The sequence below is a fragment of the Sphingomonas sp. 66-10 genome (assembly GCF_001897045.1).
Taxonomy (GTDB): Bacteria; Pseudomonadota; Alphaproteobacteria; order Sphingomonadales; family Sphingomonadaceae; genus Sphingomonas; species Sphingomonas lycopersici.
Genome location: NZ_MKRR01000110.1, coordinates 37300 through 58730, shown reverse-complemented (window position 1 = coordinate 58730; position 21431 = coordinate 37300). Strand labels below are relative to the sequence as shown.

Annotated in this window: 16 protein-coding genes; 3 read left to right on the top strand and 13 right to left on the bottom strand. The window is 65.4% G+C overall.

The genetic code is table 11. The features are described 5' to 3' along the window. Positions 1–58: 58 nt before the first annotated feature. From BGN95_RS10830 to BGN95_RS10820, 3 genes are all read right to left on the bottom strand, one after another. A complete protein-coding gene (locus tag BGN95_RS10830) occupies positions 59–466 on the bottom strand; it encodes a tyrosine-protein phosphatase (RefSeq protein WP_286772601.1) in 408 nt (135 codons plus the stop codon). Positions 467–533: 67 nt separating this feature from the next. Beyond that, positions 534–1247 (bottom strand): hypothetical protein, encoded by a 714-nt coding sequence (locus BGN95_RS10825; RefSeq protein WP_286772600.1) that lies wholly within the window; start codon positions 1245–1247, stop codon positions 534–536. After that, a complete protein-coding gene (locus BGN95_RS10820; protein ID WP_179511399.1) occupies positions 1244–2455 on the bottom strand; it encodes a toxic anion resistance protein in 1212 nt (403 codons plus the stop codon). The genes BGN95_RS10825 and BGN95_RS10820 overlap by 4 nt, the downstream gene beginning before the upstream one ends. 181 nt (positions 2456–2636) lie before the next feature. Between BGN95_RS10820 and typA the strand changes: the two genes are divergently transcribed. Continuing rightward, positions 2637–4457 (top strand): translational GTPase TypA, encoded by a 1821-nt coding sequence (gene typA, locus BGN95_RS10815; RefSeq protein ID WP_179511400.1) that lies wholly within the window; start codon positions 2637–2639, stop codon positions 4455–4457. A gap of 198 nt (positions 4458–4655) precedes the next feature. Here the strand turns inward: typA and BGN95_RS10810 are convergent, their stop codons facing one another. Together BGN95_RS10810 and BGN95_RS10805 are read right to left on the bottom strand one after the other, a co-directional pair. Further along, complete coding sequence (locus tag BGN95_RS10810) at positions 4656–6986, bottom strand: TonB-dependent receptor (RefSeq protein WP_432423311.1); 2331 nt, start codon at positions 6984–6986, stop codon at positions 4656–4658. A 201-nt stretch (positions 6987–7187) separates the two neighbouring features. Then, entirely contained in the window at positions 7188–7589 is a 402-nt protein-coding gene (locus BGN95_RS10805; RefSeq protein ID WP_179511401.1) for an EVE domain-containing protein, read from the bottom strand. Positions 7590–7718: 129 nt separating this feature from the next. On the opposite strand from BGN95_RS10805, the gene BGN95_RS10800 reads away from it, so the two are divergent. Both BGN95_RS10800 and BGN95_RS10795 read left to right on the top strand, forming a co-directional pair. Continuing rightward, complete coding sequence (locus BGN95_RS10800) at positions 7719–8057, top strand: hypothetical protein (RefSeq protein ID WP_179511402.1); 339 nt, start codon at positions 7719–7721, stop codon at positions 8055–8057. A gap of 156 nt (positions 8058–8213) precedes the next feature. Next, positions 8214–8477: a DUF3297 family protein gene (locus BGN95_RS10795; RefSeq protein WP_179511403.1), complete on the top strand. Its 264-nt coding sequence runs from the start codon at positions 8214–8216 to the stop codon at positions 8475–8477. A 39-nt stretch (positions 8478–8516) separates the two neighbouring features. Here BGN95_RS10795 and BGN95_RS10790 read toward each other — a convergent pair whose 3' ends face one another. The 8 genes from BGN95_RS10790 to BGN95_RS10755 form a co-directional block, all read right to left on the bottom strand. After that, on the bottom strand, positions 8517–10373 hold the full coding sequence (locus BGN95_RS10790; protein WP_179511404.1) for an ABC-F family ATP-binding cassette domain-containing protein: 1857 nt from the start codon (positions 10371–10373) through the stop codon (positions 8517–8519). 200 nt (positions 10374–10573) lie between these two features. Continuing rightward, a complete protein-coding gene (locus tag BGN95_RS10785) occupies positions 10574–11377 on the bottom strand; it encodes a LytR/AlgR family response regulator transcription factor (RefSeq protein ID WP_179511405.1) in 804 nt (267 codons plus the stop codon). Positions 11378–11471: 94 nt separating this feature from the next. Next, entirely contained in the window at positions 11472–12533 is a 1062-nt protein-coding gene (locus tag BGN95_RS10780) for a sensor histidine kinase (protein ID WP_286772605.1), read from the bottom strand. A gap of 195 nt (positions 12534–12728) precedes the next feature. Continuing rightward, entirely contained in the window at positions 12729–16154 is a 3426-nt protein-coding gene (locus BGN95_RS10775) for a TonB-dependent receptor (RefSeq protein WP_179511406.1), read from the bottom strand. Positions 16155–16536: 382 nt separating this feature from the next. Continuing rightward, a complete protein-coding gene (locus BGN95_RS10770) occupies positions 16537–16848 on the bottom strand; it encodes a hypothetical protein (RefSeq protein WP_179511407.1) in 312 nt (103 codons plus the stop codon). A gap of 168 nt (positions 16849–17016) precedes the next feature. Next, positions 17017–19143: an NAD-dependent DNA ligase LigA gene (ligA, locus tag BGN95_RS10765; RefSeq protein ID WP_286772599.1), complete on the bottom strand. Its 2127-nt coding sequence runs from the start codon at positions 19141–19143 to the stop codon at positions 17017–17019. A gap of 61 nt (positions 19144–19204) precedes the next feature. Further along, complete coding sequence (locus BGN95_RS10760; protein ID WP_286772598.1) at positions 19205–20773, bottom strand: amino acid permease; 1569 nt, start codon at positions 20771–20773, stop codon at positions 19205–19207. A gap of 264 nt (positions 20774–21037) precedes the next feature. Then, positions 21038–21430 carry a histidine triad nucleotide-binding protein gene (locus BGN95_RS10755; protein WP_286772597.1) on the bottom strand — a complete coding sequence of 131 codons (393 nt, stop codon included), beginning with the start codon at positions 21428–21430 and terminating at the stop codon, positions 21038–21040. Between the last annotated feature and the right edge of the window lies 1 nt (position 21431).

Here is a 21431-nt window from a genome sequence, read left to right as displayed (position 1 = left end):
CCTAGTCGTATGCTCAGTCATATGGCTCACTCTTATCTAAGAGCGAGACCCTGTCAGGTCATTTCGGGGGCCAACTCAGCGAGCGGGCCAGGATCGGGCGATAGGGCATCGCGGCATAAAGCCGGGTCATCGCCCCGCGCGCTTCGGCAGCGGTGGTGATGCCGCGCCCGGCCTCTTCATGCGGGGCGAGTTCGATCCCGGCGGTCTCGCCCGGCGCGAACAGCACCAGGCCGTCGAAGCCGTCGTGACGCAGGCACGGTGCCAGCGCCCGCTCGCTGTCGCCGCGCAGGTCGATCACGGTGCTAATGCGGAGGTCGGCGAGGCTCGCGAGATCGGCTGCGGTCGCCGCGCCGTGCTGGCCGGAGCGCCACAGCAGACCGGTGCGCAGCCGGCCGGCGGAGGTGTCATAGCCGCCATAGTCGCGGAAATTGTGGATGCCCTCGAAGTTCAGCACGCGATCGCTCATGCCGGCCGCGCTAGCCGATCGGACGTCCCCCGTCACCCTGGCTCAAGGCCGGGTGACGGTGCGAGGGTTAACCCTCGTCGCCGCGATATTTGACCTCGAGATAGCGCCCGCGCGTCGCGAGCGAATCGAGGTCGCCCTGCGCCAGTTCTTCGGACATTTGCCCGATCTGGCGCTCGATCAGTTCAAGCCCGTCGGTGAGCTGGCGGTCGGGGGTCTTGCCGTTGCGCGGGGTGCCGCGCAGCTCGCGCGGGACGCGCTGATAATCGCGGACGAATTCGGGCAATTGCTCGCCGACCAGCCGGCGGATTTCGCCGGTCGCGGGGGTCTCTTCGTTCAGCCCGGCGAGCTGCGCGCCGAGCGTATCGAGCCGCACCCCGATCCGGTCGGCCACCGCCACCGCCGGCGCGGGGAGGGCGGTGCGCTGCGAATCGAGCCAGCGCGCGGTCTGCGTCGGCAAGGCGCGGATATCCGCCTGGCGCAGCCGCTCGGGCGCGACCGGCGCGTCGGGCGGCCAGATCGCCAGCGTCACCGTCGCGGCGAGCAGCAGCGCCATCACCGCGGTGGCCCCCATGATGCCGAGCGGGATGATCAGCCCGATCACCACCGCCGCAACGAGGATCGCCGCATCGGCGATCGCGATCCGCGCCAGCCGTTTCCCGAGCCGCTGCACCCCGGAGTCGCGCCGCCGGCGCAGCATATAGCCCGCGTCGTAGCGCGCGCCGGTGATCCGCTCGTAGGCAGCGCGCGCGGCGGCGATGGTCTGTTCGGAGGTGTCGCTCACACCGACTCCAGTTTGAAATTATCCTGCGGGGCGCTGAGCTGGCTCTGCGCGGCACCCTCGGCGCGGGCGATATAGCCGCGCGATTTCTCCACTTCGCGGCCCAGCGTGTCGACCGTCGTCTTCATCGAATCGAGCGCCTTCATCTTGAAGGTGTCGATCGCGTCCATCGTGTCATAGATGTTCTGGAAGGCGCGCTGCAGCGTCTCCAGCGGGATGGTCGAGCCCGCGGCCTGCTCGTGGATCGTCGCGGTGTTCGAACGGAGCAACTTGCCGGTCGAATCGATGATATTGGCGGTGGTGGTGTTGAGCTGGGTGATCTGCTCCAGCACCAGCCGCTGGTTGGTCATCGCCTGCGCCACCGTCACCGCGGTGCGCAGCGCCGAGACGGTGGTGGTGGAGGCGCGGTCGACGCCCTTGATCAGCTCGACATTGTTCTTCTTGACCAGATCGAGCGCGAGATAGCCCTGCACCGTCACCGCCATCTGCGTCAGCAGATCCTGCGTGCGCTGGCGGGCGTAGAACAGGGCGGTCTCGCGGATCGCCTTGGCCTTGGCCGGATCGGTCGCGTCAAGCTCGTTGGCCTTATCCTCCAGCTTGGCGTCCATCAGCTTGGAGAGGTGGATCATCTGCTCCAGCCGGCCCATCGCCGACCACAGATTGGCGCGCTCGGTATCGATCGCGGCATTGTCCATCAACAGCTCGTCCTTGCCCGAGGAAAGGCTCCTCAGGATCGAGGCGATATGCGTCTGGCTCGATTTGTAGCTGTCGAAATAATTGCGCATCTTGTTGCCGAACGGGATGATCCCGAACAGCTTCTGCGGCGCGGTGAGATTGCCCTTCCGGCCCGGATCGAGATCCTCGACCACGCGGCGGAGCTGGGCGAGATCCTTGCCGACCCCGCCTTCCTGATCCATCGCGCGCACCGGGCGATCGAGGAAGCGGTTCGACTGGCCGGCGGCGTCGCGGATTTCCTTCGCGCCCATCGCCGTGATCGCATCGACGCGCTTGCCGAATTCGGGCGAATTGGCGTCCTGCGCGACGAGCTGCGCGATGAACTGGTCGACGCGCTCCTCCAGCTTCGACTTGGTGCCGTCGTCGACCGGCACCAGCCCGGCGGCCTGCTCGGTCGCGACGGTCGGGACGGGATCGGGGGGCGTCAGCTTCAGCGCGGGCTCGGCGGCTGTCGTCGTCTCGGGAGTTGTCGCCATCTTTTCCTCCAGCGGTGCCGGCGAGGATGACCCGCCGCCGCCGCATATTCAACTGTATTGCATATGTAACACGCTGGCGGGCGGGTTCAACTGTCAATGAAACCCTAGCCGCAATGCAGCAAATAGGCTATCGGCGCGCGCAACAGGCCGCAGCGCTTTGCGGCCATTCCAGGATTTTCTGATGAATCTGCGCAATATCGCCATCATCGCGCACGTCGATCATGGCAAGACCACCCTGGTGGATCAGCTGTTCCGCCAGTCCGGCACGTTTCGCGACAATCAGCGCGTCGAGGAACGCGCGATGGATTCGAACGATCTCGAAAAGGAACGCGGGATCACCATTCTCGCCAAGCCGACCTCGATCGAATGGCAGGGCACCCGCATCAACATCGTCGACACCCCCGGCCACGCCGATTTCGGCGGCGAGGTGGAGCGCATCCTGTCGATGGTCGACGGGGTGATCCTGCTGGTCGACGCCGCCGAAGGCGCGATGCCGCAGACCAAGTTCGTCACCGGCAAGGCGCTGGCGCTGGGGCTGCGCCCGATCGTGGTGGTCAACAAGATCGACCGGTCGGACGCGCGCGCGCAGGAAGTGCTCGACGAGGTGTTCGACCTGTTCGTCTCGCTCGACGCGACCGACGAGCAGCTCGATTTTCCGGTGCTGTTCGCCTCGGGCCGCAACGGTTACGCCGGGGACAATCCCGACGTGCGCGAAGGGACGCTGGAACCGCTGTTCCAGAAGATCGTCGGCCATGTCCCGCCGCCCGCGCTCGATGAGGAGGCGCCGTTCAGCTTCCTCGTGACCTTGCTCGACCGCGACAATTTCCTCGGCCGCATCCTCACCGGCCGCGTCCAATCGGGCGTGGTCAAGGTCAACCAGCCGATCCACGCGCTCGATCAGGAGGGCAAGGTGATCGAAACCGGCCGCGCGTCGAAGCTGATGAGCTTCCGCGGGCTGGAACGCGTTCCGGTCGAGGAAGCGCGCGCGGGCGACATCATCAGTCTCGCCGGGCTGGCCGTCGCGACCGTCGCCAATACGATCGCCGATGTCGCGGTCGAGACCCCGATCCAGGCGCAGCCGATCGACCCGCCGACGCTGTCGATGCGCTTCGCGGTCAACGATTCGCCGATGGCCGGGCGCGAGGGCAGCAAGGTCACCAGCCGCATGATCCGCGATCGCCTGTTCCGCGAGGCGGAATCGAACGTCGCGATCAAGGTCACCGAAGCCGCTGACAAGGACAGCTTCGAGGTGGCGGGGCGCGGCGAATTGCAGCTCGGCGTGCTGATCGAGACGATGCGCCGCGAGGGCTTCGAACTCGGCATCAGCCGCCCGCGCGTGCTGTTCCGCGACGGCGACGCCGGCCGCGAGGAGCCGTATGAGACGGTGGTGATCGACGTCGACGAGGAATTCTCGGGCACGGTCGTCGACAAGATGAACCAGCGCAAGGCCGAGATGACCGATATGCGTCCCTCGGGCGGCGGCAAGACCCGCATCACCTTCTCGGCGCCGAGCCGCGGGCTGATCGGCTATCACGGCGAATTCCTGTCCGACACGCGCGGCACCGGGATCATGAACCGGCTGTTCGAGAAGTACGGGCCGTACAAGGGCCAGATCGACGGCCGCAAGAACGGCGTGCTGATCTCCAACGGCTCGGGCGAGGCCAATGCCTATGCGCTCGGCAGCCTTGAAGAGCGCGGCATCCTGATGGTCGCGCCGGGCGATCCACTCTACGAGGGCATGATCATCGGCGAAAACGCCAAGACGGACGACCTCGAGGTCAATCCGATGAAGGCGAAGCAGCTCACCAACTTCCGCGCCTCGGGCGGCAAGGACGATGCGATCCGGCTGACCCCGCCGAAGCGGATGACGCTGGAACAGGCGATCGCCTATATCGACGACGACGAGATGGTCGAGGTGACCCCGAAGTCGATCCGGCTGCGCAAGCGCCACCTCGATCCGCACGAGCGCAAGCGCGCGGCGCGGTCGAAGGAAGCTGCATAATCCCGGTGCCGTCACCCCGGCGGAAGCCGGGGGCGCGTGCCGCGAGGTGCGCGCTCGCGGCCTGAGATCCTGGCTTGCGCCAGGATGACGGGAAATGAAAAAGGGCGGGACGGCATCAGCCATCCCGCCCATTTTTTTATGTGCCGTTATCGGCTGGGGAAGGGGGCGGGCCGTCGTGCGGCCCGCCCCCTTGCCCGATCAGTTGAACTTGCCGGAGATCGAGACCCCGATGACGCGCGGTTCGTTGAACACCGCCGCCATGTAATTCTCGATCACGCCCTTGAGGTTCTTTTCGTTGGTGATGTTCCGCGCGAAGGCGGCGATCTCATACTTCTTGTCCGGGGTGGTGTAGCCGACCTTCAGACCGAGTTCGAGGTTGCCGTCCGAGTAGAACTCCTTCGTGTGGTACAGCACGAAGTTGGTATAGCCCTGCACGTTCGCGTCGGCGTTGACGAAGAAGTTGCCGCCATTGCCCAGCGGGATATCGTAGCGGATCGCGCCGTCGATGTTGAAGGTCGGCGCGTTCGGCAGCGGATTGCCGTTGATTGACGCGAAATAGGTCGTGCCCGTCCCGGTGCCCTTGGTGAAATAGGGATCGAGCACGGTGCAGACCATCACGCCGTTGAGGCTGCAGGTCTGCGCATAGACGCGGCTGTCCTTGATCTTGCTGTGCAGCGCGCTGGCGCCGAGCGTGAAGGTGATGTTGCGGATCGGGCGCCATTCCGCCTCGGCCTCGATGCCATAGGCATTGGCGTGATCGGCGTTGAACAGCACGCCGTTGCCGAACGAGTCATTGCCGTTGAGCTGGATGTTCTTCACCGTATACGCGAAGGCGGTGGCGTTGAAGCGCAGGTTGGCGGTCGGCTGCGACTTGAAGCCCGCTTCATACGACATGATCGTTTCCGAATCCGCCGTGGTGAAGGGGGCGCCGAACACCGCCGAGCGGCCCTGGATCGTCGGGCCACGGAAACCGCGCGCGACGCGGGCGTAGACGTTGAGATCCGGGTTCACTTCGTACAGCGCCGACACGTCCCAGCTCGGCTCCTTGCCGACGAGGCGCACGTCGCGCGGCGCATTCGCCGGGAAGTTCGCGGTCGTGCCGGCGGCGTTGAGCGCGGCCTGCAGCAAGGTGGTGTGCTTGCGATCCTCGGTGTAGCGCGCGCCGCCGGTGAGGGTCAGGTTGCCGATCTTGTAGCTCGCCTGGCCGAACACCGCCCAGGAGGTGTTGACGTCATGCAGCCGCACCCAGTTGTTCGGGTTATAGCCCGCGCTGGTCGGCAGCAGGAAATAGCCGCGCTGGTAGAAATCGGTGATGTCGCGGCTGTCGAAATAGAAGCCGCCGAACTGCCACTTGAACGGGCCGTTACCGTCCGAGGCGAGGCGCAGTTCCTGCGTCCACTGATCGAGCCCGCGCAGATAGCCCTCGCTCTGGCCGAAGCCGTTGGGGTTGCCGTTGAACGGGAAGTTCACCGCCGCGCCGCCGTCGGTATCGCCGCGGCTGTAGCCCGAGCTATGTTCGTAGGCGGTGATCGAGGTCAGCGTCGCGCCGCCGAAATTCCACGCCGCGCGCACCGAGGCGCCCTGCGTCTTGTAGGACTGCACATTGTTGTTCGCCTCGTCATAGGCGACGATATCGCGCGGCTCGGCCTGGACGTTGTTCGAGCCCTTCTTGAGCGCGGCGCGGTGGAACAATGTCGAGGTGCCGTCGTAATCGCGGACATGGCCCGAAACGTCGATCGAGAAAGTGTCGGTCGGGGTGAAGAGGAGCTGCAGGCGCGCGTTGCGGTCGTTGAAGCCGCCCATCACATCCTTGCCGCCCTTGGTGCCGTCGGCGCTCGGGCCGGCGTAATTGTTGCTGACCCAATTGTCGCGATGCTGCCACATGCCCGAGACGCGGAACGCCAGCTTGTCGGCGACGATCGGGCCGCCGATGCCGACATCGGCCGACACGGTGTTGTAGCTGCCCCACGAGGCGGAGCCGCGGCCCTGCCAGTCCATCGTCGGCTTCTGGGTGTCGAACTTGATGATGCCGGCGGTGGTGTTGCGGCCGAACAGCGAGCCCTGCGGGCCACGCAGCACTTCGACCTGCGCGACGTCATAGACCGGGTTCGACTTGAGCACGACATGCTCGAGCACCACGTCGTCCTGGATGATCGACACCGGCTGCGAGGCGCCGAGGTAGAAGTCCACGTTGCCGAGGCCGCGGATGTAGAAGCGCGGGAAGATGCGGCCGGTGGTCGTCTCGATATAGAGGCTGGGCACGCGGCCCGAGAGCGACAGGATGTCCTCGCCCGCCGCCTGGAAGTTGCGCAGATCCGCGCCGCTCACCGCGGCGACCGACACCGGCACTTTCTGCAGATTCTCGCTGCGACGCTCGGCGGTGACGACGATCTCGCCGAGCCCGTCGCCTTCCGGCGCGGCGGCAGGGGTGGGGGCGTCCGCCGTCTGGGCGTGCGCGGGGGCCGCGAAAACAGCAAGGCTGGCGGCCACACCCGCGAGCAGCGCGGGGCGAGTGCGATTGATCGACACGATGATTACCCTTTTTTTTGACTTATATCGGTGAGCGAGGCGCGACGCCCGGTGCGGCGAGGGCGCGCGTTTCGGCTCAGCTGGAGTCGATCCGCTCGCATCCCCCGATTCGCGCCAGGTTTGTCCCGCCTGCTGCGATCGGCCGCTAGGCGCAGTTTATGTCCAAATAATGAAACGAAAGTGCGCCGAGACGGGTGGCGGTCAACGGGCCGCCATTGCTTCGATCGTTTTCCATTCGGCATCGCCCACCGGGGAGACCGAAAGCCGCGACTGGCGCAGCATCTGCAGCCCGGCGAGCGCGGGTTCGGCCTTCATCGCCGCCAGCGTCACCGGATGGGGTAGCGGCGCGATCGGGCGGATCGCGACCGATACCCAATTGCCCTCGTCGCCGTCCTTGCGCGCGGCGCGGGTGATCTCGGCGACGCCCACCGCGGCCTTTTCGCCCCCGCTGTGATAGATCAGCGCGCGATCACCGGGCTGCATCGCGCGCAGGTGGAGCGCGGCGGCATTGTTGCGCACGCCATCCCATTCGGTGCCGCCGTCGCGGACCAGATCGTCCCACGAATAGCTCTCGGGTTCTGATTTGAGCAGCCAATGCGCCATGAGCCTACCTAAACGCGGGGTGAATGCCGTATTCCAGCCTCATTCAGCCCGACTCGGCTAGCAAAAGCAACAAGCTCGCAGCGTCACGCGTTGACACCGCGAGCCGGTTTTGAGTTCTGGAGGTTCGAGATGAGCGGCTTTCTGAAAAAGGCGGGCCTCGGCGTGGCGCTGGCGGCGACGGCATTGACCGTCGCGGCGCCGGCTGACGCGCAGCGCTGGGGCGGGTATCGCCATTACCACCGCGGCGGCGACGCGGCGGGCGCGGCGCTGGTCGGTGGCATCCTTGGCCTCGGCATCGGGGCCGCGATCGCCTCGAGCGACCGCCCGCGTTATTATTATTACGACGCGCCGCCCCCGCCGCCGCCGAGCTATTATTACTACGAACGGCCCTATTACCCGCGCTGCTACACCAGCTGGCGCTGGGATCCTTATTGGGGCCGCGAGGAACCGGTGCGGGTCTGCCGCTAAGGCGCCCGTTTCCGGTCACGCAGGGACGGCGCGGGTAGCCCCCGCGCCGTTTTTGCGTTGATCCGGCGGTGCTGACCGAGATTTTTTGCTTTTGCGCATTTCCGAAGCGGAAAACCGGTATCCACTTTTCCCGAAAATGCTTTAAGCGCCGCGCCCATGAGCGATACACCTCCCGACCATCTGTCGATCGATCCGCGCAGCCCGCACTTCCACCAGGAAGCGCTGGAGCGCGGCGTCGGCATCCGTTTCAAGGGCGTCGAGCGTAAGGACGTCGAGGAATATTCGATCAGCGAAGGCTGGATCCGCGTCGCGCTCGGCAAGAAAGTCGACCGCCACGGCCGCCCGCTGACGATCAAGCTCTCCGGCCCGGTCGAGGCGTGGTTCGAGCGGCCTGCGGAAGAGGCCGAGGGCGAAGAATAACCTGTAACCCCTCCCCTGAAGGGGAGGGGCTTTTGAGGCTTACGCCTCCTCCAGCGCCTCGCTCGCCTCCAGCCAGCGCGCTTCCGCCGCCTCGATCTTCTCGGTGAGCGACGCGCGGCGCTTCATCAGTTCGGTCATCGTCAGCTTGGCGAGCGCGGCATCGGCCCCGGCGGGATCGAACATCGCGCGGTCGACCGCCGAGCGTTCGGCATTGAACTTCGCCAGCTCGCTCTCGGCATCGCGCGCCGCCTTGCGCCACGCCTTCGCCGCTTCGCGCTTTTCGGCGGCGGCGCGGCGCTCGTCCTTGCGGTTGGGCTTGCCGCCCTCCGCCTTGGGCTCCTTCGCCAGCACCAGCGAAACATAATCGTCGAGGCTGCCGTCGAATTCGCGCGCCGTCCCGCCGTCGACCAGCACCAGCCGGTCGGCGGTCAGCTCGACCATATGCCGATCGTGGCTGACGATCAGCACCGCGCCCTTATAGCCCGCCAGCGCCTGCACCAGCGCCTCGCGCGCGTCGACGTCGAGGTGGTTGGTCGGCTCGTCGAGGATCAGGAGATGCGGCGCATCGCGGGTAATCAGCGCGAGCGCCAGCCGCGCGCGCTCGCCGCCTGACAGCTTGCCGACCTGCGTCGTCGCCTTGTCGCCCGAAAAGCCGAACCGGCCGAGCTGCGCGCGCACCGCCGCCGGGGTCGCGCCGCGCATCACCCGCGTCATATGCGCCAGCGGGGTATCGTCGACGTCGAGCTCTTCCACCTGATATTGGGTGAAATAGCCGACCTTCATCCGCGACGAGGCGGCCATATCCCCCTCCATCGGCGCGAGCTGCGCGGCGATCAGGCGGGCGAGGGTGGTCTTGCCGTTGCCGTTGCGGCCGAGCAGCGCGATGCGATCGTCGGGATCGAGCCGCAGGTTGAGCCGCTTGAGGATCGGCGTTTCGCCATAGCCGACCGCCGCGTGATCGAGCGTGATCAGCGGCGGGCGCAAAGGTTCGGGGTCGGGGAAGTCGAACGCCAGCGTCGGATCGTTGGCGATCTCGGCGATCGGCTGGAGCTTGGCCAGCATCTTGGCGCGGCTCTGCGCCTGTTTGGCGGTCGAGGCGCGGGCCGAGTTGCGCGCGATATAATCCTGCAGCTTGGCGCGCTGCGCATCCTGGTTGGCGCGCGCGGCGGCAAGCTGCGCCATCCGCTCGGCGCGCTGGCGCTCGAACGCATCATAGCCGCCGACATAGAGCGTGGTCTTGCCGCCCTGCAGATGCAGGATGTGATCGACGACATTGTTGAGGAAATCGCGCTCGTGGCTGACCACGACGATCGTCGCGCGATAGGATTTGAGGAAATCCTCCAGCCACATCACCGCTTCGAGATCGAGGTGGTTCGAGGGTTCGTCGAGCAGCAGCAGATCGGGCTGCGAGAAGAGCAGCGCCGCGAGCGCGACGCGCATCCGCCACCCGCCCGAGAAGCTGTCGAGCGGGCGCCCCTGCGCCTCCTCGTCGAAGCCGAGCCCGACGAGGATGCGCGCGGCACGCGCCGGGGCGGCGTGGGCGTCGATCGCGATCAGCCGTTCGTGGACTTCGCCGAGCCGCTCGGGATCGGTGACGGTTTCGGCCTCTTCCATCAGCCGCGCGCGCTCGACATCGGCGGCGAGCACCGCCTCGAACGGCGTGGTCTCGCCGGCGGGGGCCTCCTGCGCGATATAGCCGACGCGCGCGCCGCGCGGCATCTCGACCGCGCCGGAATCGGGCTCGAGCATCCCGGCGATCGCCTTCACCAACGTCGATTTGCCCGCGCCGTTGCGGCCGATCAGCCCGACGCGGCTGCCCGGCGGCAGCGCGGCGCTCGCGCCGTCGAGGATCGCACGCCCGCCGAGACGGACGGTGATGGCATTAAGGGTAAGCATCGGGCGCGCCTAGCAGAGCGGGGGCGATGTCGCCAGCGGGGGAGGGGCGTTCTCAGGCACACCCCTCGTCACCCCGGCCTTGAGCCGGGGTCCATCGGGAGGCAGGCGCGGGGCAAGAGGTCCTAGTCGCGGCGCCCGAGGCACGATGGATCCCGGCTCAAGGCCGGGATGACGCAGGTGGGTGAAAAGGCGCGCCGCCCTCAGTGGACGAAGCGCGCCACCACGTCGCGATACGAGCGGCTGACCTTCACCTGCGCACCCGAATCGAGGATCAGGAAGCATTCGCCGTTGGTGTGCGGCTTGACCTGCTTGACGAGATCGAGGTTGACGATCGTCGAGCGGTGGACGCGCTGGAAACGCCGCGGATCGAGCCGCTTTTCCAGATCCTTCATCGTCTCGCGCAGCACGAGCGAATTATCCGCGGTCTTGATCACCATATAGTCGCCGGCTGCCTCGATCAGCTCGATCGTGTCGACATCGACGCGGAAGATCTGCCCGCGATCCTTGATATTGATGAGCTTTTCGAATCGGTTGGCGTTGACGTGATCGCCGTCGCCGGCACCGATCTCGGCCGCCGCCTCGGGAGCGTGTTCGGCCAGCGCCTCCTTCAATTTCTCGGTTTCCTCGGCGCCGCGGCGTTCGGCGAGGCGCTGGCGCACGCGATCGAGCGTGTCGGCGAGCCGGGCTTCCTCGACCGGCTTCATCAGATAATCGACCGCCTGCGCCTCGAAGGCGCGCAAGGCGTGGTCCGAATAGGCAGTGACGAAGACGAACAGCGGCGGCTCCACCTCCATCATCCCCTGGACGACCGAAAAGCCGTCGAATCCGGGCATCTGGATGTCGAGAAAGACGAGATCGGGCTTGTGGGTCTTGATCGCGCTGATCGCTTCGCGCCCGTTCTGGCACTTGGCGATGATCTCGACGTCGTCATGCGTCTGCAGGCGCAACTCGAGCCCCTGGATCGCCAGCGGCTCGTCGTCGACGAGAATGGTGCGGATGGTCATTGCCTTGGTAGTCTCCAATACGTCCGCCGCGCCGGCGCTGTTGCGATCCGCCGCGGCTTCACTTTTCCATCCCCCTGTTCATCTGCCCCCTGGGTTATTCGAGCTGGAACGGAATCTCGATCTCGACCCGGAACCCGCCTTGCGGCATCGCCTGGATCTCAAAACGATGATCCGCGCCATAGGCTTGCGCCAGGCGCTCCCTGATATTGGCAATCCCAACACCGGTTGAAAGGCTCGGCCGGTTCTTTGTCGCCTGCAAGCCCGGTCCTGTATCAGATACGATGATCTGCACCCGTTCCCCGGCGAGCCGCGCCGTAACGCGGATTTCGGCGCCCTCTTCCTGCGGCGTAACCGCATATTTTATCGCATTTTCGATCAGTGGCTGGAGCAGCAGAGAAGGCAGATGCGCCTTTTCCGCGGCCGGATCGATCTCGAATTCGGGGCGCAGCCGATCCTCGAAGCGCATCTTCTCGATCTCGAGATAGAGCTTCAGCGTCTCGATCTCCTGCGCCAGCGCGACATGCGCGGTCGGCTCGTTGATCAGCGTGTAGCGCAGGAACGAGGCGAGCCGCGACAGCATCGCATTGGCGCGCTCGGTCTGCTTGAGCAGCACCAGAGTCGAGATCGAATTGAGCGTGTTGAACAGGAAATGCGGGTTGAGCTGGTAGCGCAGCATCGCGAGCTGCGCCGAGGACGCCTGGGTTTCCAGATGCTGCATCTGATCGATCTGCTCCTCGATGATCAGATAGAAATTGATCCCGAAATACAGCGCCGACCAGCCCGCGAGCACGGTGAAATTGAGGAACAGCGCGCCGATCAGCAGCTTCACGTCGATGCCCGGCGCGGCGAATTTGATGAAGCTGAACGAGAAGGTGTCGAGCAGCGCATAAAGGAAGGTCGCCGCACCCAGGGTCAGCAACGTCAGGATGATGCCGGTGATGCGCGGGAGCCCGCGATAATAGCCGTAGAGCGTCGAGAGCAGCAGCGTGATGCAATAGCCGACGATCGTCTCGATGATATTGGTGACCACCCCCTGCAGCGTGAAGCCGTTCGAGATGCTCGAAACGGTGCGCAGGATGAGATAGCCCGACCAGCCCGCCGCCTGGAGGAACCAGAAGGCGCGGGCCTTGTCCTCGAAAAACGGGCGGACGAACATCGTCGAGGCGCGCGCCTGCGCCAGCGCCGCGGCAGCGGAGGGAGCGCCGGTCATTACGGGCGGAGTCGCCTGGGGGGCGGGAAGCGTCGCCATTCCATTCGCCTTACACGGCCTGTCGAAAGGGTGCAAAACAAGAGGGCCGCCGCTCCCGCGAAAGGAGCGACGACCCGTGAGATTTTACCGAGCGACGGGCGCTTAGAAGGTGAAGCGCGCGCCGATGCGGATCGTGTAGAGGGACTGGTTCACGTAAACCTGATCGGTCGGCTTCACGAAGTCGTTGGTCCCGCCCAGCGGCGAGTAACGATATTGAGCGCACGGCTGCGAGGTGTTCGCGGCGACATTGCCCGCCGCGCCCGTCGCTGCCGGCGCGGTCAGGCACTGAACCTGCGTCACCGCCGCATTGTACGGGAAGACATATTCGCGGAGCTGGCCCCAGCGCTTGTTCAGGAAGTTGGTGAAGTTTTCGATGTCGGCGAACACCTGCACCTTCGAACCGAACAGCCCGGTGGGCAGTTCCTGCGCGACGTGCAAGTCGATACGGGTGAACCACGCCGAATTGAACGCGTTACGCGGCGCGATCTTGCCGCGGAACTTGCCCAGGCCCGACGAGTCGATGAACGCGTTGAGCTTGTTCTGATAATCGACCGAGCTGTACGAAACGAGCGGGTCGTTCACCAGCGGCACGTACATCAGGTAACGGTTACCCGCCGAGCTGGTGCCCGAGCTGCGCCCGGTGACGCCGAACACCGCCGAACGGGCGGAGCCGAAGTCCTGGAACGTGTAGCTGAACGGACGGCCGATACGCGTCTCGCCGAACAGCGCGATCGAGGTCTTGTTGTCGCCGAAGAACGCATGTTCGAAGGTCACGCCATATTTGAACATGTGGCGCATTTCGTCGTTCGACGTACCGTAAGCGACGTTGTTCGCGTCAAGGAACGCCCCGTTCGAATAGTTCGAGCCGGCGGTCGAGGAGGTCGCGGGGGACTGATCCTTGATGTTCTGGTAGGTGTAGCTGCCGAAGATGCTCAGCCCCATATCCCACGACTTATCGAAGCGGGCGATCGCAATCAGCGCGCGGCCCTTCGTCGTATTGGTCATCAGGATATCGGTGTTGGTGTTGGTGCTCGTCGCACCGTCAACGATATTCTGATAGCGAATACGGCCGTCCGGGGTCAGCGCATTGGCCGCGACGGTTACCGGGGTCGAGCGGATATCGGTGAAGAACACCTGGTTGCGGACCTTGGAATAGAACAGGTCGACGCCGAGCAGCCAGTTGTCGCCAAGCGGCCCGAGGTTCGCGTTATATTCCGCGGTCAAGGTGCTACGCCATTGCGACGGCATCTTGAAATTGCGGTCGATCGCATTGACCGGCGAGAGCGTCGACACCGTGGCGTTGGTCAGTAGCGTGTTCGCCGCCCCCGGGATCGACGTCCCCGCCACGTTGTTGAGGATCGCATTGCCGGTGGCGACGTTGGTCGTCGCGCCCGAATAGCCGGTCGCGGTGCGGTTGATCGAAATCGAGTTCGTCAACACGCCCGTGTTCGAGAAGCTGTTCGAGACATAGACGTCCGGCGTGCCGCCGCCGAAGATGCCGGTGCCGCCGCGGAAGCTCAGGCGGGGCATCGGCTTCCAGTCGAAGCCGAAACGCGGCTGGAACAGGCCGAGGCCGCCGATGTTCACCGAGTTCGGGCCGACATATTCCATCTTGCCGTTGACATAGGCGCCGCCCTTGTACCGATCGACATAGGCCTGGCTGAGCGCCGGATTGTCATGCTGCGCGAACAAGTCGTAACGCGCGCCGAAGCTGACGTTGAACGTATCCGATACACGCCACTGATCCATGATACCGAACGTATAGTTCTGGTAGTGGAAATTGGCGGCGGCGTCGTTCGGGCTCAGCGACGGAATCGCGTTGCCGTAAGCGAACGAGTTCGCGCGGCCGGCCTGAAGGTCGGCGATCGAGTCGAAATAATAGCTGCCCGCGGTGTTCTGCAGGAAGGCATTGAACACGCTGACCGCCGCGACTTCGGTGAAGACGCGAATGTCGTGCTTGTCCATCGTCAGCCGCGCCTGGAGCAAACCACCCCAGGTCGAGGTGTGAAGCTCGTTGGTCTGGCGCGAGCTATCCGGGCCGAAGGCAACGATCGCGTCGGTCCCGGCTTCGTTCGGGCTGCTCGCCTCGCAGCCCGTCAGCGACCCGCCCGATACCGGGTTGGTGCAGACGCGGAACTGCGCGAAGCCCTTGCCCAGCAGCGGCTGCTGAATGCGCTTGTAGTTCTTGTAGTAGACGCGGGTTTCGGTCGAGAAATTATCCGACCAATCGGAATTCAACTGCGCCACACCGGTGTGCAGGCGGTTGCCCTGGACATAAGCGTTCGAGGCGAGGCCGAGGCCCGGGCTGCCGGTGGTGATCGACGAGAAGGTGTTCTGCGTCAGATTGATCGCGTCATTGGCGTAGGTGTAGGTCAACGACAGGCGCTGACGATCCGTCAGGTTAGCGTCGATGCGCGCGACGAGGCGGTCGTCCTTGTCGCCCAGGTCGTGCAGCACGCCGCCGGTATTGTAACCGTATTTATCCTTCACGATTTGCGAGATCTGATTGACCTGCGCCTGCGTCAGATTGGGGATCGCGGTGCCGACATTGTTATCGACCGGACCCTCGGCGATCGGGCGGCCGCCGCGGAGGCGCTCGCCGGCGACCATGAAGAACACCTTGTCCTTGATGATCGGGCCGGAAAGCTCGGCGCCGAAATTCTGAATCTTGAAGCTGGGGACGCTGGTGTGGCCCGAGGGGATGCCCGGCCCCGGCTTGGTGTCCTTACCGACCAGGCCGTCGCCCATATACGAGTAGAAGCCGGTGCCGTGGAAGGAATTGGTGCCGGACTTGAGCACGATGTTGATCGCGCCGCCCTGGAAATTGCCCTCGCGTACGTCGAACGGCGCGACCTTGGCCTGGAACTGGCCGATCGCGTCGAGCGGGATCGGCGAGCGGCGGCTCGGCAGGCCGTCGGTGTTGAGGCCGAAATTGTCGGTGATCGGAACGCCGTCGACCGAGAAGCGGTTGTAGCGCGCGTTCTGGCCCGCGAACGAAATCGCGCGACCGCCCGTGGGACTGTCGTCGAGGCGCGCGAACGGGTCGCGGCGTTCGAGGTCGCGGATGTCGCGGTTGATCGTTGCGACGTTGGCGATTTCCGCGGCGGTCAGCACGGTCGCCGGCCCCTGCGAGACGGTGCGCGCGTTCGGCAGGCGGGCCGCGGTGACGACGACGTCGCCCCCGGCGCCGGCGCTTTCGGCGGTCAGCTCGATCGGAAGGTCGAAAACCTGTGCGACAGTGGTGTTGATGTCGGTGACCTGCGTCTTGGCATAGCCGGTCGCCGTGACGGAGACGGTGTAGGGGCCGCCCGGGCGCAGGCCGTTGGCGATGAAGCCGCCGCTGCCGTCGGTGACCGAGGTGCTGGTCGTTCCGGTCGGCACGTTCACGATCGTCACGGTCGCGCCCGCCACCGGGGCGCCGCCCGCGGTTACCGAGCCGCGAATCGTGGAAGTGGTTTCTTGTGCCATTGCCGCGACCGGCACGATGAGCGCGGCCGCAGCCACGCCCAGAAGCAGGTTATTACGCATCTATGTGTCCCCTATCGAGCTTTTTGCTCAGGTGCCCGGCGGTTCCCTGACCGACTGCCGCGCCCGTGCCTGCGTAATATGAAGCTTAGATGACGGTCGCGAGTCGATTCAGGATTAATCGGCGACTCACGTTCCGATGCGTTGCATAAAAGCGACACCGGGGGACTGGGTTTTGCGGCGCAGGCGAAACACCGTCTCACCCTGCGGTAAACCCCGGCAGTCCTGAGCTGCGCGCGGCCTTTCTGGCTCAGGACCCCCGGGGTGGATGATCCGCATCAATTCCGAATGCTCGTCCAATCGATCGAGCACAGCGGAGCGCGTAGCCGACCGTAATCCCGCTCGGCTCCAATGATTTGGACAATCTGCCTATTTTAAACCGGTATCATAAAGCGGGTAGATGTTCCGCGTTGATTTCACTCGGCCGGAAGCGGTCGGTACGGGGTTTTTCCGAGGAGAGCGAAGCTCCTTCGAGATTGCAGAAATAGACGCAGGAATCTCGCTCCTGGCCAACGCCATATTGGCAATATTCCCCTTCGACGCTCGATCCATATCGAATGGCACAATTATACATGTCTCGATAGTAAGCGTCGCCACATTCTTCGAGGCATTGACCTACGCTCGTTTGTGCGATGGCAACATTGAGCGGAGATGTGATGGACACAGCCGCTGCTGTGATAGCGATAAATGCTTTCACTGTAGGCTCCCGTTGCTTCCCACATATGTGGGCGCAAAAAACTATCACGGCGCAAGCGGAGGAAAAAGCAGAAAGCCCCTTTATGTACCCGTTTTAAAAGAACAAATAGCTCCATTGCGAGGGCATTTTGGGGGCGGTGCGGACAACGCACCTCCGCTCGCGACGCCATCACCCCGCCGCGGCGACGATCGCCTGCCAGCCGGCCTCGTCGACCACGCGGATGCCGAGGTCGGCGGCCTTTTTCGCCTTCGATCCCGCGCCGGGGCCGGCGACGACGAGGTCGGTCTTGGCCGAGACCGATCCTGCCACCCGCGCGCCGAGCGATTCGGCCTGCGCCTTGGCCTCATCGCGGCTCATCGTCTCGAGCGTGCCGGTGAAGACGACCGTCTTGCCCGATACCTCCGAGGCGCGGGTCTCGTGGATCACGTCGGCGGGGGTCAGCTCGGTCAGCAGATCCTCGACCGCGGCGTCGTTCTGCGGCTCGGCAAAGAAATCGATCAGCGCCAGCGCCACTTCGGGGCCGACCTGTTTGGTATCGACGATCGCGGCGAGTTCCTTGGCGGTGCGCTGGAGCAATTTGTCGTCGCTCTCGCCGATCGCCTGGAGCATCGTGTCGCGCTTCTCGATCCCCGTCGCGATCATCGCGCGGAACGCCGCCCAGCTCTGCCAGCGGCGCGCGAGATCGCGCGCGGTGACCTCGCCGACGTGGCGGATGCCGAGCGCGAAGAGCAAGCGATCGAGCGGGGGATTGCGCCGCGCGTCGATCGCCGCGACGAGATTGTTGGCCGAGACCTCCGCCCAGCGCTCGCGCGCGAGCAATTGCTCGGCGGTGACGCGGAAGATGTCCGCCGGCCGCGCGATCAACCCGTCGGCGAAGAAATTCTCGATATTGGTGATCCCCAGCCCCTCGATATCGAGCGCGTGGCGCGAAGCGAAATGGCGCAGCCGCTCGACCTGTTGCGCCGGGCAGACCAGCCCGCCCGAACAGCGCCAGTCGACCTCGCCCGGCTCGCGCACCGCTTCCGATCTGCATTCGGGGCAGTGCGTGGGGAAGGGCCAGGGATCGCGGCCTTCCTCGCGCGAGAGATTCTCGACGATCTGCGGGATCACGTCGCCGGCGCGCTGGATCACGACGCGATCGCCGGGATGCGCATCGAGCCGGGCGATCTCATCGGCATTGTGCAGCGTCGCGTTGGAGACGACCACGCCGCCGACCGTGACGGGAACGAGCCGCGCGACGGGGGTGAGCTTGCCGGTGCGGCCGACCTGGATGTCGATCGCCTCGATCGTGGTCTGCGCGCGCTCGGCGGGAAATTTGTGCGCGATCGCCCAGCGCGGCGCGCGCGCGACGAAGCCGAGCCGCTCCTGCCAGTCGAGCCGGTCGACTTTGTAGACCACGCCGTCGATGTCGAACGGCAGATCGGCGCGCATCGCCTCGATCGCGCGATAATGTGCGAGCGCCGCGGCGGTATCCTCGACGCAGGTAAAGCCCTCGGCGACCGGGAAGCCCCAGGTGCGAATCGCCGCGACGACCGCGCTCTGCGTCGTGCCGGGGAGCGCGGAGACCTCGCCCCAGCCGTGCGCGAGGAAACGCAGCGGGCGGCTGGCGGTGACGGTCGCGTCCTTCTGGCGCAGCGAGCCGGCGGCGGCGTTGCGCGGGTTGGCGAACTGGCGCGCCTCCTTGCCGGTCTCCGCCGCCTCGGCCGCGAGCCGCGCGTTGAGCGCGGTGAAATCGGCCTTGGCCATATAGACCTCGCCGCGCACCTCGAACAATTCGGGGGCGTCGGCGGGGAGCGTCTTGGGGATATCGCCGATCGTCGCGACATTGGCGGTGACGTCCTCGCCGGTCGTCCCGTCGCCGCGGGTCAGCGCCTGGACGAGGCGGCGGTTCTCGTAGCGCAGCGAGCAGGACAGGCCGTCGATCTTGGGCTCGGCCGTCAGCGCGACCGGCGTATCGTCGGCGAGCCGCAGGAAACGACGGACGCGCGCGACGAATTCCGCGACATCCTCGTCGGCGAAGGCATTGTCGAGGCTGGTCATCGGCTTGGCATGCGCGACTTTGGCGAGATGCGAAGCGGGCGCGGCGCCGACGATGCGCGACGGCGAATCGGCGCGGATCAGATGCGGGAAGGCCGCCTCGATCGCATTGTTGCGACGGACCAGCGCGTCATAATCGGCGTCGGAAATCTCCGGCGCGTCGTCGGTATGATAGAGCCGATTATGGTGGGCGATTTCGCCGGCCAGCCGCTCCAGTTCGGCGGCGGCTTCGGTATCGGAAGTGGGGAGGGCGGTCATGCCAGCCCTCTAACCCGTCCGCCCCATTCTTGCGAAGGGGCGAACAGGCAGAAGTGTCAGATTACGGCTGCTCGCCGACCGGGGCGACATATTCGCCCATATCGGGGCCGGGTTCTTCGTCGAGGCCCTTGGCGAGCCGCGAATTGCGCATCCCGTAGACGAAATAGAGTACGATCGCGCCGATCGTATACCACAGGAAGAACAGCAGCACGCGGGTCTCGACCGAATAGATCAGCCCGAAGCAGAACAGGATGCCGAGCACCGGCACCACCGGATAGAAAGGCACGCGGAACCCGCGCGGCAGATGCGGGTGCGAGCGGCGCAGATAGATCACCGTCAGGCAGACGATGCCGAACGCCGCCAGCGTGCCGACCGAGGTCATATCGCCGAGCGTGTTGATGTCGAAGAAGCCCGCCGCGCCGGCCACGACGATCGCCACGACGATCGTGTTGATCCACGGCGTCTTGAAACGCGGGTGGACGCTGGAGAAGATGCGCGGCAGCAGCCCGTCGCGCGCCATCGTGTAGAAGATGCGCGTCTGGCCGTACATCAGCACCAGCACCACCGAGGTGAGGCCGACGATTGCGCCGACCTTGACGATCTTGGCGAACCAGCTCCACTGCGGGCCGAGTGCGTCGACCGCCACCGCGACCGGATCCGGCACGTTGAGCATCTTATAGTTGACGATCAGCGTCATCGAGACCGAGACCAGCATATAGATCACGGTGCAGACGACGAGGCTGCCGATGATCCCGATCGGCATGTCGCGTGCCGGATTCTTGGCTTCCTGCCCGGCGGTGGAGACCGCCTCGAACCCGATATAGGCGAAGAACACGATCGAGGCCGCGCGCATGATGCCGCCCCAGCCGAATTCGCCCTTGTCCCCCGAAGCGGGCGGGATGAACGGCTGCCAATTGGCCTTGAGCGTGCCGATATTCTGGATCACGAACCAGCCGACGATCGCGATGAAGGCGAGGATCACCGCCACCTTGATCACGACGATCGCGTTGTTGACCTTCGCGCTCTCGCTCACCCCGATGACGAGCAATGCGCCGAGCAGCGCGCAGATCGCAAAGGCGGGGAGGTTGAACAGATAGGTCAGCGGCGCGCCGTTCGCGTCGAGCACCGCGCTGCCGCCCTTGACGATCGCGTGCCCGGTCGGCCCGGTCAACTCGACGGGGATGTTGATCCCGTAATCGCCGAGCAGCGACACGACATAGCCCGACCAGCCGACCGCCACGACCGAGGCGGCAAGGCCATATTCGAGCAGCAGCAGCGCGCCCATCACCCACGCGGCGAATTCGCCGATCGTGGTGTAGGAATAGGTATAGGCTGAACCCGATACCGGCAATGTCGAGGAAAGCTCGGCATAGCAGAGGCCGGCGAGCCCGCAGATCACGCCGGCGACGATGAACGAAATGACCACGGCCGGCCCGGCGTGAAGCGCCGCGGCATTGCCGGTACGAACGAAGATGCCGGCGCCGATGATGCAGCCGATACCGAGAAAGACGAGATTCGCGGCGCTGAGTGTTCGTTTCAGCTCGCTTGATTGGGTCTCGCGCTGGACCTGCTCCACCGTCTTGCGAAGCATCATCCGCCCGAGAAGACCTTCTGCGGGTCTGGTTGCCATAATCCTCCCTCGACCGCCCCCCGGACGGCCTGAATGCGTGAAGCGCGCGAAACTAGCGGCGAAAGCCGCGAGAGCAAAGCCCGAACGCGTTAAATGGATTACGGGCCGTTACGGCACGCAACGCGCGCGCGCTCTCGGCTCGCCTCACTCGTGAAGGGAGGGGCTGGGGGTGGGGTGGGTATGGGGGGATACCGGCGCGCTTCCTCGCAGGCCAGCTCACCTCCGGCCTCTCCCTTGTTCAAGGGAGGGGAGCAGAATGAAGATTCAGCGCCGGCTGTCGTTCTGCACCAGCATCGGGCCGAGCGGGCGGCCGGCGAGGATATGGACGTGGAGGTGCGGCACCTCGGCGTGCGAATCGAGCCCCGTGTTGGCGAGCAGGCGATAGCCCGGCTCGACCAGCCCCTGATCGCGCGCCACCTTGCCCACCGCGCGGACGAAGCCGGTGATCTCGGCATCCGAGGCGCGTGCGGTGAAATCGTCCCACGAGACGTATTTGCCCTTGGGAATCACCAGGATGTGCGTCGGCGCCCAGGGTGCGATATCGTGGAAGGCGAGCGCGTAATCGTCCTCGTACGCGCGGCGCGAGGGGATTTCGTCGCGCAGGATGCGCGCGAAGATATTCTGGTCGTCATAGGGCAGGGTGGCGTCGACGGCCATC